The following is a 13,661-nucleotide window of genomic DNA, read 5'->3' on the forward strand; positions in this document are numbered from 1 at the left end:
TCCGGCGCTGCGCGACGTGGTGCGCTGCTGCTGGTTCTGATCACAGTGCTGCTGATGGCTGGCGCTGCCGCGCCGGCCGGTGCGGCACAGCCCGGCACGTCCGACGAGCAGGCGCTCGCCGAGAAGTACGCGCCGGTCCTGATGCTCCAGGTGCAGAAGACCGGCTGCGGAAGCGGTGAGCCCTATCAGCCGAGCAGCGTGGATCCCTTGCTGCAGAATCCCTCCATCGCTCTGCGCGGTCCGTGGACACCGCAGGACATCGTGAAGGTGGCACCCGGTGCCGCGCGCCTCGCCAGGGGACTGCCCGGGTATTCGTTGGACTTTCCCGGCAACCCGCTGGCCCCGGGCTGCAGCTACGAGCAGTGGGCGGCAGCCACCTGGCAGGGCACTCCGCCCACGGTCTACGCCCACGTCGCGACCGAGAAGGGACATCCCGACCGGCTCGCGCTGCAGTACTACTTCTTCTACCCCTACAACGATTTCAACAACAAGCACGAAGGCGACTGGGAACGGATCCAGGTCGAGTTCGCGGCGGCGAGTGCGAGGGCGGCCCTGCAGACCGAGCCCGTGCTCACGGCGTACAGCCAGCACTATGGCTCGGAGAACGCCACCTGGGGTGGCTCCGACCTCGAGGTCATGGACCGCACCCACCCGGTCGTCTATGTCTCCACCGGCTCGCACGCCAGCCACTACACCTCGGCGCTCTTCCTCGGCCGTTCGGGCGCGCAGGGCTTCGGCTGTGACACCACGCTCGGGCCGAACCGGACGGTGCGGCCCGACGTCGTCACCATCCCGTCCGATCCGACGACCGCCCTCGAGCGGTTCCCGTGGATCGGCTACGAGGGTCACTGGGGGGAGAGGGGCACGCTGGAGTTCTACGACGGACCCACGGGGCCCAACATGAAGCCGGCCTGGACGAAGCCGTTCAGCTGGTCGGAGCAGGGACGGTCCCGCAGCTATGCCGTCCCGGGCGGTCAGGCCTACGGCGGCGCCGGAACCGCGTTCTTCTGCTCAGCGGTGTCGGGAGGGTCGGAGGTGCTTCGCGTCCTCACGGTCAGGCCTGCAGCCACATTGGGCGTGCTCGTGATCGCGCTGCTCGTGGTGGTCTGGCTGGTGCGGCGTACGTCGTGGCGCGACTCGGCACCGCTGCCGCTCGAGGCGGCCCGCACCACCGGTCAGGTGATCGCGGTCTCCTGGCAGCTGCTCCGGCAACGGTTCTGGCTCTTCGCCGGGATCGCCACGCCGGTGGTGATCGTCAGTGCGGGCGCGACGCTGCTTCAGGAGGTCCTGCTCCCGGGTGATCCGAACGCGGCTCCGCCGGCCTGGTTCCTGGCCGGCCACGTGTTGCTCCTGCTGCTCGCTCTCCTGCTGGCACAGGCGGCCACCATCCAGGCCGCATCCGAGGTCGAGGCCGGCAGACACGTCACCCCGCTGAGCGCGTACCGGCTCGTGCGGCCGGCTGCGCCTCGCTTGCTGGCGACGGGTGCCCTGGTGCTCCTGGTCCTGACCGTCCTCGGCGCGTCCCTCGCGCTGGCGGTGATGACTTTCGTGTGCGTCTGGGCCTGGTGCCTCTTCGTGCCGGTGGTGGTGCGGGAGGAGACCCGGGGGTTCCGGTCGCTGCTCCGCAGCTGGCGCCTGGTCAGGCGCGAGAAGGTCACGGTCCTCTCCGTCCCGGGGCTGTCGCTGCTGCTCGGCTCGTTGGTGGGCGGACTCCTCGGCACCCTGGTGATCCTGGTGGTGCAGGCTCCCTTCGCGGTGGTCAACATGGTGCCCAGCCTCGCGGCGCTGGTGCTGCAGCCGTTCGTCTCGTTGATGCTCCTGTACGCCTACTTCAACGGCCGCGCCCACGAGGCGCTGAGCCCTCAGGTCCCGGCCTCGTCCACCGCAAGCAGCCTCAGGGCGTGACGGATCGGGGGTCCAGGTCCGGGCTCGCCCTCACCCGGACAGGATGATTCGCCGGTCGCGGTCGCCGACGTGCAATGGAGGTGACGGATCGGAGGTCCCGCATGTGTCGTTGGCTGGCCTACTCAGGCTCCCCAGTGCTCTTGGAAGACCTGCTTTACAAGCCCGAGCACTCGTTGATCGTGCAGAGCATGCACTCCACGATGGGTGCGGAGGCGACCAACGGCGATGGTTTCGGCGTGGGTTGGTACGGAGACCGGGAGACGCCTGGCCTCTTCCGGAGCATCGAGCCGGCCTGGAACGACCGCAACCTTCGCGACCTGGCGGCCCACGTCTCCTCGCCGCGGGTGTTCGCGCACATCCGCGCCGCGATCGGGTCACCGGTGCAGCAGACGAACTGCCATCCGTTCCGTCAGGGACGCTGGCTGTGGATGCACAACGGGTTCATCGACGGTTTCCACGCGATGAAGCGAGACCTTGCGCTGGCGGTGGATCCCGAGCGCTATGCCGACATCGAAGGCACCACCGACTCGGAGATGCTCTTCTTCCTCGCGCTGACCTTCGGCCTCGAGGACGATCCGCCGCAAGCGGTGTCCCGGGCGGTGGGTCTGGTCGAGGAGACCGCGCGGCGGCACGGCATCGGGTTCCCGATCCAGGGAACGCTCGCCACCACCGACGGTGAGACGACGTGGGCCTTCCGCTACTCCAGTGAGGGCCGGTCACGGTCGCTGTTCCACAGCACCGATGTCTCCATGCTCAAGCATCAGTATCCTGAGAACGCAGCACTTCACGAGCTGTCGGACGACGCGCGCATGGTGGTGTCCGAGCCCCTGGGCGAGCTGCGCGGAGCCTGGCGTGAGGTGCCGGAGGCCAGCTGCGTGGCGATCCGTGGCGGCGAGGAGGAGCTCACCCCGTTCAAGCCGCTGCTGCCGGCGGGCATCAGGTGACGGCTATCCGTTGCCGATCGCCAGGACGTTGCCGTCGGGATCCTTGATCCAAGCGCCGACGTAGCTCCCCATCCGGGCCAGCCCCTTCTCATCGGTGGCGAAGGGACCTTCGCTGTACTGCTCGCAGGTCGCGCCGTTGGCGATCAGTTCGTCCACTGTGCGCTCGACATCCTCGACCGTCCACCCCGCAGCCGTGGCTCCCGAGGCTCGGGCGAGCGGGGACGGGAAGACATGCAGAGTGGTGCCGCCGCCACATGGGTAGGTGCGACCGCCGTCCGGGTCGTCTCCGTTGCTGTGCAGCCCCAGCTTGCCTTCGTAGAACTCGACTGCCCGATCGATGTCCGTGACCGCGATAGCGGCCCCGACCTTGCCGTCTTTCAGACCCATGGCTCCTCCCGGCCACATGCGGTTGCGGCGTGGCGCCGCCCGACGCTTCGGACGCTACTCGCCCAGCTGGGGTCGTGCTACCTCACCGAGCATGACGGATTCTCGGATGCGTGGCCGCCTCCCGCGGTGAGGGTGCTGGGCCGGTCCGAGCTGTCGAGATCCGCCGCTCGACCGTTGACGCCACTACCCGGCGGCCCTAGGTTCTGACCCAATCGACCGTTCTGAACCGTTGGAGCTTCCGGCGGGCAGTGGTCCGGAGAGGCCACGATGCCTGAACGCGAGCCGAAGCCCAGCGAGACCGTCCCTCCCACCGACTCCGGCGAGGAGCGGTGGTGGGCCCTGAGAGACGTCGACGACCTGAGCCTGGTGCTCGGTCACGGCGCCGACGCCCCCGACCCGGCGGACCTCGGCGAGCCGCCCTCGGTCACGGCGGCGATGAACCGGCACGTCACCAGCCGGCTGTCCCGGCGGCAGGTGCTGGCCGGCGGCGTCGGCGGTGTCGCCGCCGGACTGCTCGGCCCCGCATGGGGTGGCTCGGCGGCGGCGCAGGAGCGAGGCGGGGCTCCGTGGCGGGGGAGCGCCACCTCGCTGAACCAGGCGATCGACACCGACTACCTGCGGCACGTGACGCAGCGGGTGACCGCGTTCGGCGACACGCCCGGTGGGTGGCGCCCGGGCGGGTCTCCGGCGAACCTGCAGGCCGCGGACTGGATCGAGAGCGAGATGCGCTCCCTGGGCATGCACCAGGTGGCCCAGCTGCCTGTCCCGATCGACCGCTGGGTGTTCAACGGCGCGTCGGTCGCGGTGCAGGACGGCCCCACGTTCGAGGCGAGCTCGTGGGGCGGCGTCCCCGGGACCCCGCAGAGCGGCATCACCGCCGAGGTGATCGACCTCGGTGCCGGTCAGGCCGCGAACTACGCCGGCGTCGACGCCACCGGCAAGATCGTGCTGGTCGACTGGGCCTTCGGAGACCACTGGGTCAACCGGCACGGGCACCAGGCGACCTTGGAGGGGGCGCTGGCCGTCATCTTCTACACCGGTCGGACAGCCGCCGGGGCCTTCTACAACAAGCGTGACGACGGGTTGCTGAGCTTCGACGGCACCTACGACGACGACTGGGTGCCCTTCGTCTTCGTCACGCGCAACGCGGCGAACGACCTGCTGGACCGGGTCGCGGCGGGCCCGACCTGGGTCACCCTCAAGTCCGACGTGGAGCTCACCCGGGCCAAGGACGGCGGCGTCGGCTACAACGTGCTCGGTGCCGTCCCCGGCACGGATCGGGCAGACGAGTTCATCATCTTCACCGGCCACCACGACGCGTGGTTCCGCGGTGCGGCGGACGACGCGACCGCGATCGCGGCGATGCTCGGCGTCGTCAAGGCGATGCGGGAGTCGGGGTTCCGACCGCGCCGCACGCTCCTGTTCCTGGCCAGCACCAACGAGGAGTACGGCTACACCGACGCCTACTACGAATGGCTGATCGGGGTCTGGTACGCCGTGACGCACCAGCGGCCGGACTGGGGACGCAAGGCGATCCTCAGCCTCGACTTCGAGCTGCTCGGCACCGGCGACCCGGGGGAGCGGCTGCTGGTCCGCACCCACGGGAGCTGCTGGCGCACGCGGTCGAGAAGCTGCGGTCGGACCCGTCCCGCACCCCGTACGGCACCCTGGCGCAGAACGTGGTGTGGGCGAACGCGGACCACTTCACGCTGACGGCTGCCGGCATCCCGAGCATCTACTTCAACACCGTCGGCACGCAGTACCTCACGCGGAACTACCACACGAACTACGACGTGATCGAGAACGTCGACTTTGACTACCTGGCGATGAACATCGAGGTGGTCAACGACATCTGGGTCGACCACGACCGCGCGGAGCTGCCGATCCTCGACTTCGTGGCGCGATTCACCGAGGCGAAGGCGCGCATCGACTACCACGCCGAGCCCGGCGTCGGGCTGGCCGAGCTCCCCGGTGTCGACCAGTCGGCCGTCGCGGAGCTGCACGCCGCGGTGGCGGCGTTCGGCTCGGCCGCGGAGCGGCTGGACGCCCGGCTCGCCCAGGGACGGGTCCAGGCCGAGCGCAAGGTGGGCGCGCTGATGCTGGCGGCGGAGCGCGAGCTGCTCCGCAAGCTCGTGGCGCTCGATGTCTTCGACCAGTACGTGTTCCCCCACGAGCAGCTCCAGCGCGACGCGACTCGCATGCAGCTGGCGATCGATGCGCTCGAGGCGGGCAACCCGGGGCTGGCCAACGGGACCTACGTGCGCCGTACCGGCCTCACCAACGCCGGCCGGCTGTTCGCCTACGAGTCCTACGTGGCCGAGCTGGCGCGCCACGACCCGGGGTTCGACCAGCTGCAGTGGGGCGGCCAGGCACACCTGGCGCCGTACGTCGACCTGTGGCAGGAGTACCACTCCATCGCGGCCAAGGTGACCGCCGGCGAGACCGCCCCGGCCGCCTTCGCCGAGGAGATCGCGTCGATCCGGGAGAAGCTGCAGCCCGTCTACGCAGAGCTCGACCGCCGGCTCCGGTGGATGGCGCAGGTGTTCGACGACGCGGGCACGGACCTGACCGCTGCCGAGCGGCTGGCGCGGTAGGCGGCAGCCCCCGCGTGGGCCTCAGGGCGTGACGATCGCGAAGTCGGGGTCGGGGGCGTCCAGGGCGGCGACGAGGCGGCCCAGCGCACCTGGGTCGCCGTCGATCTCGACGCCGAGGCCGGCAAGGGTCTCCGGCGTCAGTGAGGCAGCCGTCATCAGGGCGGGCAGTGCGGTGCCGGGCATCCGCAGCGTCGCATCGGCGGGGGTGGGCTGGGCCGCGGTGCTGTAGGTGAGCACGCCGTTCGCGAGCCGCAGCCGGAAACGCCCTCCGTCCCCGAGGTCCAGGTCCACCGTGATCCGCTCGTCCCAGCACCGGGGACCGTTGACCCGCACCGCCATCGAGTCGAACAGCTGGGCCGGGGTGAGCGAGGCGACGACGTCCGCCGCCACGGGGCTGATCGGGGTGCCGAAGCTGCCCTTGCGGAGCTCGTGCGCCCCGGACAGGTAGGCGCACCGCCAGGTGCCGTTCTCGGCGCCGTAGCCGAGCTGCTCGAAGGTGTCGGCGAGCAGGGCCCGAGCCTCGGCGTGACCAGGGTCGGCGAAGACGACGTGGGAGAGCACCTCGGCGGCCCAACGCAGGTCGCCACTCTCGTAAGACTCCCGCGCCTTGGCCACGACGGCCTCGGCGCCGCCCATGAGCTCGACGTAGCGCCGACCCCGCTCCACCGGAGGGTGCTGCCAGAGGTTGGCCGGGTTGCCGTCGTACCAGCCCATGTAACGCTGGTAGATCGCCTTCACGTTGTGGCTGACCGACCCGTAGTAGCCGCGCGCGTGCCACGCCCGGTCCAGCGCCGGCGGCAGCACCATCTCCTCGGCGATCTCGCTGCCGACCAGGCCGGCGTTGAGCATGCGCAAGGTCTGGTCGTGCAGGTAGGCGTAGAGGTCTCGCTGCAGCGACATGTACTCGATGACCTCGTCGTGACCCCAGGTGGGCCAGTGGTGCGAGGAGAACGTGACATCGGTGTCGTCGCCGAACAGCTCGATCGCCTCGGTCAGGTACCTGGCCCACTCGTGCGGGTCGCGGACCAGGGCTCCTCGGAGGGTGAGGAGGTTGTGCAGCGTGTGGGTCGCGTTCTCCGCCAGGCACAAGGCCCGGAAGCCCGGGAAGTGGAAGTGCATCTCCGCCGGCGCCTCGGTGCCGGGCGCCATCTGGAACACCATCCGGACGCCGTCGAGGGTCTCCTCCTGCCCGGTCGTGGTGATGTCGCGGGTCGGCAGGATCAGCGAGACGGTCCCCGTGGAGGTGGTCTGCCCGAGGCCGGCCCCGACCTGACCGTGCGGGCCGCGTTCGAGCGCCGCGCCGTACATGTAGCCCGCCCGTCGCGCCATCGCGGTCCCGGCGTGCACGTTCTCGGAGATCGCGTGCTCGAGGAAGCCTTCCGGGGCCAGCACCGGCACCCGGCCGGCGTCGACGTCGGCCTGGGTGGTGACCCCCTTGGCGCCGCCGAAGTGGTCGGCGTGGCTGTGGGTGTAGACGAGTCCGGTCACGGGTCGTTCGCCGCGGTGCCGCCGGTAGAGGGCGAGCCCAGCGGCCGCTGTCTCACAGGAGATGAGCGGGTCGATCACGATCACGCCTGCCTCGCCCTCGACCAACGTCATCACCGACAGGTCGAGGCCGCGCACCTGGTAGATGCCGGGCACGACCTCGAAGAGCCCGTGCCTGGTCAGCAGCTGGGACTGCCGCCAGAGACTCGGGTTGACCGTCGTGGGCGGCTCGCCGTCCAGGAACGCGTAGGACGCCAGGTCCCACACGACCCGGCCTTCGGTGTCGTGGACGATCGGCGGGTCGAGCGCGCCGAGGAATCCTCTGGTGACTGCCTCGAAGTCGGCGGTGTCGTCGAAGGGGAGCGTGTCGAGCAGGCGTCGGTGCTGCTCGGCGAGGCTTGGGATCACCGGAGTCGTCATGATCCCAGTCAGCGGTGGACCGAGGCCGGGCGACAAGGGTCCGACGTCCCTGGGCGAGCTGCGGTGCCGCAGCGGCTGTCGCCCCCTTCGAACATGAGTGCACGACTAGTGCAGTAGACTGCACTTCATGGATGAGGGAACTGCATCGCTGGCGGCGGCCATCGGGGTGCGCGTCAAGCGCGAGCGGCAGACCCGCCGCTGGACGCTGGACCAGCTTGCGGAGATGGCGGGCGTGAGCCGCCGCGCGGTCGTCAACGTCGAGCAGGGGGCCGCCAACCCGAGCGTCGGCACGTTGCTGCGGATCAGCGACGCGTTGGGGATCGGGCTGCCGGCGTTGGTGGAGCCGCCGGGTCCTGGGCCGGTGAAGGTGACCCGGAGTGGTGAGGGCGCGGTGCTGTGGAACGGCGAGGCCGGCGGTCGCGGCGTGCTGGTGGCCGGAACGGAGCCGCCCGATGTCGTGGAGCTGTGGGACTGGACGCTGGAGCCGGGGGACCGGCATGAGAGCGAGCCGCACACCACGGGCACCAAGGAGCTGATCCAGGTCCACCAGGGCGAGGTCTCGGTCACGGTCGCCGACCAGTCGCTGGCGCTCGGGGCGGGCGACGCCGTGGCCTTTCCCGGTGACGTCGCGCACTCCTACCTCAATGCCGGCAAGAGGGCCGCGAGGTTCTCCCTCGCGGTGTTCGAGCAGGGGGTCGGCACTCGATCGGAGGGGCACGATGCCTGAGCTCGAGCTGGACGCGCTCCTCGCCGGCGCGACCGTGGATCCGGCGGTGTTCGCTCTGCGCCCCGACTACCGGGTGCTGCTGCTGGCGGTGGACGGCCTCCCGGCGTCGGGGCCCTGCGACGAAGCGACCGAGGCGCTGCTCGCGAACGCCGAGGCGGCGGCCCGCACGGCCCTCGAGGAACGGCCGGTCGAGGAGATCGGGCAGGTCGCGGCCTGGCGGGAGGCCTATCGAGGGTTCGGTGCCAAGCCGCAGCGCACCCGCAACAGCCTGGAGGCGCTGCTGCGACGCGCCTCGTCCGGCCTGCCGCGGGTGAACCGTCTGACCGACATCTACAACGCGGTCTCGGTCCTGCACCAGATCCCGCTCGGCGGCGAGGACCTCGACCAGTACGTCGGATCACCGCGCCTGATCCGCGCCGAGGGCACGGAACCCTTCGACACGGTCGCCGACGGCGCAGCCGTGGTGGAGCATCCCGAGCCCGGTGAGGTGGTGTGGTGCGACGCGGTCGGTGTCACCTGCCGCCGCTGGAACTGGCGCCAGGGCCGCCGTACCCAGCTGACCGCGGCCACCACCGCGGCGCTGTTCATCCTCGATGCCCTCGACCCCGTCACCGAGGAGCAGCTCGCGGCGGCCGGCACCGATCTGCTGGCCCACCTGCGTCGCATCGCGCCCGAGCTCCGCGTCGCCCAGCGGTTGATCAGCGCGCAGGCGCCCTGAGGCAAGCGGCGTTCGCGGATCCTGGCGATTCCGCCGGTGCCACCGGCGCCCGACCCGGCGACCGTGGGGGGTGTCCGAACCACTCCGCTCACCAGGAGAACCGCCATGAGCACCACCACCTACCAGGTCACCGGCATGACATGTGGCCACTGCGTCTCGTCGGTCACCAGTGAAGTCTCCGAGATCGCCGGGGTCACCGACGTGCGGGTCGACCTCGCCTCCGGGCAGGTCACCGTGACCAGCAGCGGCGACCCGGTCGACCCGGCCCAGGTCCGGGCCGCGGTCGAGGAGGCCGGCTACCAGCTCGCCTCCTGACCAGCCGCACCCTTCCCCCGCGGTGGGGTGGAGAACCTGGCGATTCCGCCGGCGCCGCCCGCCCCACCGCAGCAGCAGCATCGACAGCAAGGCCAGCCACCACCGGACCAGGCGGAGAACCGCGATGACCCAGACCAGTACACAACCGACAGGCTCCAGCCTCACCTGCACGTTGGACATCGGCGGCATGACCTGCGCGTCGTGCGTGGGTCGCGTCGAACGCGCCCTGGGCAAGGTGGACGGAGTCACCGAGGCCAGCGTCAACCTGGCCACCGAGACCGCCACCGTCACCTTCGACCCCGGCAACGTCGAGGTCGCGCAGCTCACCGCCGCCGTCGGCAAGGCCGGGTACGTCGGCACCGTGCGCCCTGCGCCGAGCCGAACCGGCGAGGACGCTGCCGGACCCGTCGAGCCCGCGACCGAGCAAGGACGCCGCGACGCCGAGCGCGACGCACACATCGCGTCGCTGAAGCGCAAGTGGCAGGTCGCGCTCACTGCCGGCCTGGGGCTGATGGCCGTCATGTACGTGCCGATCTACCTCGACACCATGGACTGGCTGATGCCGCTGATCTTCGTGATCGCCAGCATCGTCCAGTTCTGGGCCGGCAGCGAGTTCTACAAGGCTGCCTGGGCGGCGGCCAAGCACGGCGCCACCAACATGAACACGCTGGTCGCGATGGGCACCGGTGTCGCCTACGGGTACAGCAGCTTCGTCACCTTGTGGCCGGGCCTGGCCGAGCGCTGGGGCCTCCCGCTGCACGTGTACTTCGAGACCTCGCTGGTGATCATCGCGCTGGTGCTGATGGGCCGCTGGATGGAGGCGCGCGCCAAGAAGCGGACCGCCGAGGCGATCACCGCCCTGGTAGGGCTGTCGCCGAAGACCGCCCGCGTGGTGCGCGGCGACACCGAGGTCGACGTACCGCTGGAGCAGGTCGTCGTCGGCGACCTGGTCAGGGTCCGTCCCGGCGAGAAGATCCCGGTCGACGGGGTCGTCACCGAGGGCACCTCCGCTGTCGATGAGTCGATGCTCACCGGCGAGAGCGTGCCGGCGACCAAGGCGGGCGGCGACGCCGTCATCGGCGCCACCATGAACCGCAGCGGCACCCTCGTCCTCCGCGCCACCGCCGTCGGCGCGGACACCACGCTGGCGCAGATCATCCGGCTCGTCGAGGACGCCCAGGGCTCGAAGCCCCCGATGCAGCGGCTCGCCGACCAGGTCTCGAGCATCTTCGTGCCGGTGGTGCTGCTGCTGGCCGTCGCCACCTTCGCCGGCTGGGCCCTGTTCGGGCCCGACGCGGACCGGCTCACCCTGGCGATCGGAACCGCCATCGCGGTGCTCATCATCGCCTGCCCCTGCGCGCTGGGGCTGGCCACGCCGACCGCGGTCATGGTCGGCACCGGCAAGGCCGCCGAGCTCGGCATCCTGATCAGCAACGGGGAAGCCCTCGAGACCGCCCACCGGCTCACCGCGGTCGTGCTGGACAAGACCGGCACCATCACCCACGGCCGGCCCGAGGTGGTCGCCATCGCGCCGGCCGAGGGCTGGGAACCCGACGCGCTGCTCGCCCTGGTCGCGGCGGCCGAGGTCGGCAGCGAGCACCCGGTCGCCGAGGCGATCGTCGCCTCGGCCCGGGAGCGGCAGCTGCCGCTGCCCGCCGCCACCGACTTCTCCGCCACTCCCGGGTTCGGCATCACCGCCACCGTCGACGGCCACCGCATCCTGGTCGGCAACCGGGCGCACCTGCACGCGGCCGGGACGATCACCGGTCCGCTGGAGCACGACGCCGACACCGCCGCCCGCGCCGGCCAGACCCCGATGTTCGTCGCGGTCGACGGGCTGCTCGCCGGCCTGATCGCGGTCGCCGACAGCGTGAAGCCGGAGTCCGCCGAGGCGGTCGCCCAGCTGCAGGCGCTGGGTCTGGAGGTGTGGATGATCACCGGCGACAACGCCGCCACCGCCCGCGCCATCGCCGCCGAGGTCGGGATCAGCAACGTGGTCGCCGAGGTGCTCCCGGCGGACAAGGCCGCCCGCGTCGCCGAGCTGCAGCAGCAGGGCCACGTGCTCGCCTTCACCGGCGACGGCATCAACGACGCCCCGGCGCTGGCCCAGGCCGACCTCGGCATCGCGATCGGCACCGGCACCGACGTCGCGATCGCCGCCTCCGACATCACCCTGGTCGGCGGCGACCTGCGCGGCATCGTCGCCGCGATCGCGCTGTCCCGGCGCACCGTGGCCACCATCAAGCAGGGCCTCGCCTGGGCGTTCGCCTACAACGTGCTGCTGATCCCGGTCGCTGCCGGCGCGTTGTACTGGTGGGACCAGCTGCTGCTCGACCCCGTGCTCGCCTCCGCCGCGATGGCGATGAGCTCGGTCAGCGTGGTCACCAACGCCCAGCGGCTGCGCGGCTTCCGCCGGCCCGCCACCGCTCAGGAGATCCTGCACACCCGGCTGCGGGACCGCGCCGGCCAGTACGCCTACCTGACCGGCATCGCCGTGGTCGCGCTCGCACTCGGCTCGATGTTCACCTGGGCCAGCCGCACCGAGACCGCCGAACGCGGCATGAACGGCATCCTCGCCTGGACCGAGGGCATGGGCATGCCGATGCGGCCGGCGATGAGCGTCATGGAGACCACCGAGTCCGACCCGGTCAGCCCGCACGAGGCGGGACTCGACGTGAACGTCGTCGTGCCCCGGGATGCCCTGCCCGGCCGGCCCACCCGGCTCACCGTCACCGTCCGCGACGCCGGCACCGGTGATCTGGTCGACGACCTGGTCCGCACCCACCAGGTGTGGATGCACATGATCATCACCCGCGCCGACCTCGCGACCTTCGCGCACATCCACCCCGAGCCCACCGGCACCGCGGGCGTGTACGCCGTGAGCGCGACGTTCCCGACCGCCGGCCGCTACCTGGTGGCGACCGAGTTCCGTCGCCAGGGCCAGATGACCGACGTGCTCGACCGCCGCGCAGTCACCGTGGGCGGCACGGGCACCCCCTCCCGGCCGGCCACCCTGCGCCAGGAGGACGTCCGCACCGCGACACGGGACGGCGTCACGATCACCCTGACCGGGGAGACCCGCGTCGGCGAGACCAGCGACCTGCACTTCGGCTTCGCCGATGCGGCCACGGGCGCCCCGGTCACCGATCTGCAGCCCTACCTCGGTGCCGCCGGCCACGTGGTGGTGATGCGTGCCGACGGCGCCACGTTCGGGCACCGGCACGCCGAGACCGAGGACGCGCAGGGCCGGCCGGTGTTCGCCGTCCCCGGCACCGAGTTCGGCCCGGAACTCGAGTTGCACGTCCGGTTCGACACCCCCGGCGACTACCGGCTGTGGGCACAGTTCCGACTCGCCGACGGCACTGTGGTCACCGCCCCGTTCCTGCTGCACGCCGGCTGAGCCGACTTCACCGACGGCACCGCGTCGACCTCCCGCGAGACCCGGGGACTTGCCCGGATCGGAGTCACCGCGAGATGCTCGGCGCCCTGCACCTGCCCACCCTCGGGAGCCCCGGCTCGTCCCGGGGCGCTCGAGGAGCCACTTCCCCGGGAGCGACTCATGAGCAAGCCGTGGAGCGAGGTCGACCTCGACGGTTCCGCCCTGGTGGTCGTCGACGCCCAAGCCGGCTTCGACGATCCCTGGTGGGGGACGCGCAACAATCCCGACTGCGACCGCCACATCGCCGCCCTCGTCACCGAGTGGGCCCGCACCGGGCGGCCCCTCGTCTACGTGCGCCACGACTCGGACTCCCCGGACTCGCCGCTGCATCCGTCCAGGCCCGGCAACGAGCTCAAGCCGTACCTGGAGCCCGAGCCCGACCTGCTCGTCACCAAGCAGGTGAACTCCGCCTTCCACGGCACGCCGGACCTGCATGCCTGGCTGCAGCTGAACGCGATCCAGGGACTCGTGGTCTGTGGCATCACCACCAACCACTGCTGCGAGACCACCGCGCGCGTCGGCGGCAACCTCGGCTACCAGGTGCTGTTCGCCCTCGACGCCACGCACACCTTCGACCGCACCGGCCCGGACGACCGCTCGCTGACCGCCGACCAGCTCGCGACCGCGACCGCGGTGAACCTGCACGGCGAGTTCGCCCACGTCACCTCGACGGCCGAGCTGCTTGCCGAGAGCCGACGCGGCACCGGTCCGAGAACGGGGGCCTGAC

The 13,661-nt window shown here is 71.2% G+C and carries 11 protein-coding genes; 9 read left to right on the forward strand and 2 right to left on the reverse strand.

From position 1 onward, the window contains the following. The first annotated feature begins 54 nt into the window (after positions 1–54). On the forward strand, positions 55–1,905 hold the full coding sequence (locus tag H9L09_RS14925) for a hypothetical protein (RefSeq protein ID WP_187577665.1): 1,851 nt from the start codon (positions 55–57) through the stop codon (positions 1,903–1,905). 140 nt (positions 1,906–2,045) lie between these two features. Further along, a complete protein-coding gene (locus tag H9L09_RS14930) occupies positions 2,046–2,849 on the forward strand; it encodes a class II glutamine amidotransferase (protein ID WP_223164066.1) in 804 nt (267 codons plus the stop codon). A 3-nt stretch (positions 2,850–2,852) separates the two neighbouring features. On the opposite strand, the gene H9L09_RS14935 is transcribed toward H9L09_RS14930, so the two are convergent. Beyond that, positions 2,853–3,236 (reverse strand): VOC family protein, encoded by a 384-nt coding sequence (locus H9L09_RS14935; RefSeq protein WP_187577667.1) that lies wholly within the window; start codon positions 3,234–3,236, stop codon positions 2,853–2,855. A gap of 267 nt (positions 3,237–3,503) precedes the next feature. Between H9L09_RS14935 and H9L09_RS14940 the strand changes: the two genes are divergently transcribed. Next, positions 3,504–4,949, forward strand: a complete 1,446-nt coding sequence (locus H9L09_RS14940) for a M20/M25/M40 family metallo-hydrolase (RefSeq protein WP_187577668.1) — start codon at positions 3,504–3,506, stop codon at positions 4,947–4,949. Next, positions 4,916–5,830, forward strand: a complete 915-nt coding sequence (locus tag H9L09_RS14945) for a hypothetical protein (protein ID WP_187577669.1) — start codon at positions 4,916–4,918, stop codon at positions 5,828–5,830. Before H9L09_RS14940 ends, H9L09_RS14945 begins: the two co-directional genes overlap by 34 nt. 21 nt (positions 5,831–5,851) lie before the next feature. On the opposite strand, the gene H9L09_RS14950 is transcribed toward H9L09_RS14945, so the two are convergent. Next, on the reverse strand, positions 5,852–7,735 hold the full coding sequence (locus H9L09_RS14950; protein WP_187577670.1) for an alkyl/aryl-sulfatase: 1,884 nt from the start codon (positions 7,733–7,735) through the stop codon (positions 5,852–5,854). A gap of 127 nt (positions 7,736–7,862) precedes the next feature. Here H9L09_RS14950 and H9L09_RS14955 point away from each other — a divergent pair, with 127 nt between their 5' ends. From H9L09_RS14955 to H9L09_RS14975, 5 genes are all read left to right on the forward strand, one after another. After that, on the forward strand, positions 7,863–8,462 hold the full coding sequence (locus tag H9L09_RS14955) for a helix-turn-helix domain-containing protein (RefSeq protein WP_187577671.1): 600 nt from the start codon (positions 7,863–7,865) through the stop codon (positions 8,460–8,462). Beyond that, positions 8,455–9,180, forward strand: a complete 726-nt coding sequence (locus tag H9L09_RS14960) for a B3/B4 domain-containing protein (RefSeq protein ID WP_187577672.1) — start codon at positions 8,455–8,457, stop codon at positions 9,178–9,180. Before H9L09_RS14955 ends, H9L09_RS14960 begins: the two co-directional genes overlap by 8 nt. 105 nt (positions 9,181–9,285) lie before the next feature. Continuing rightward, the gene (locus H9L09_RS14965) at positions 9,286–9,495 is read left to right on the forward strand and encodes a heavy-metal-associated domain-containing protein (RefSeq protein WP_187577673.1); all 210 of its coding nucleotides are present in this window, start codon (positions 9,286–9,288) and stop codon (positions 9,493–9,495) included. A gap of 124 nt (positions 9,496–9,619) precedes the next feature. Next, complete coding sequence (locus tag H9L09_RS14970) at positions 9,620–12,895, forward strand: heavy metal translocating P-type ATPase (RefSeq protein WP_187577674.1); 3,276 nt, start codon at positions 9,620–9,622, stop codon at positions 12,893–12,895. A 159-nt stretch (positions 12,896–13,054) separates the two neighbouring features. Further along, the gene (locus H9L09_RS14975) at positions 13,055–13,660 is read left to right on the forward strand and encodes a cysteine hydrolase family protein (protein ID WP_187577675.1); all 606 of its coding nucleotides are present in this window, start codon (positions 13,055–13,057) and stop codon (positions 13,658–13,660) included. Position 13,661 lies beyond the last annotated feature (1 nt).

It is taken from the genome of Nocardioides mesophilus (assembly GCF_014395785.1).
Classification (GTDB): Bacteria; Actinomycetota; Actinomycetes; order Propionibacteriales; family Nocardioidaceae; genus Nocardioides_B; species Nocardioides_B mesophilus.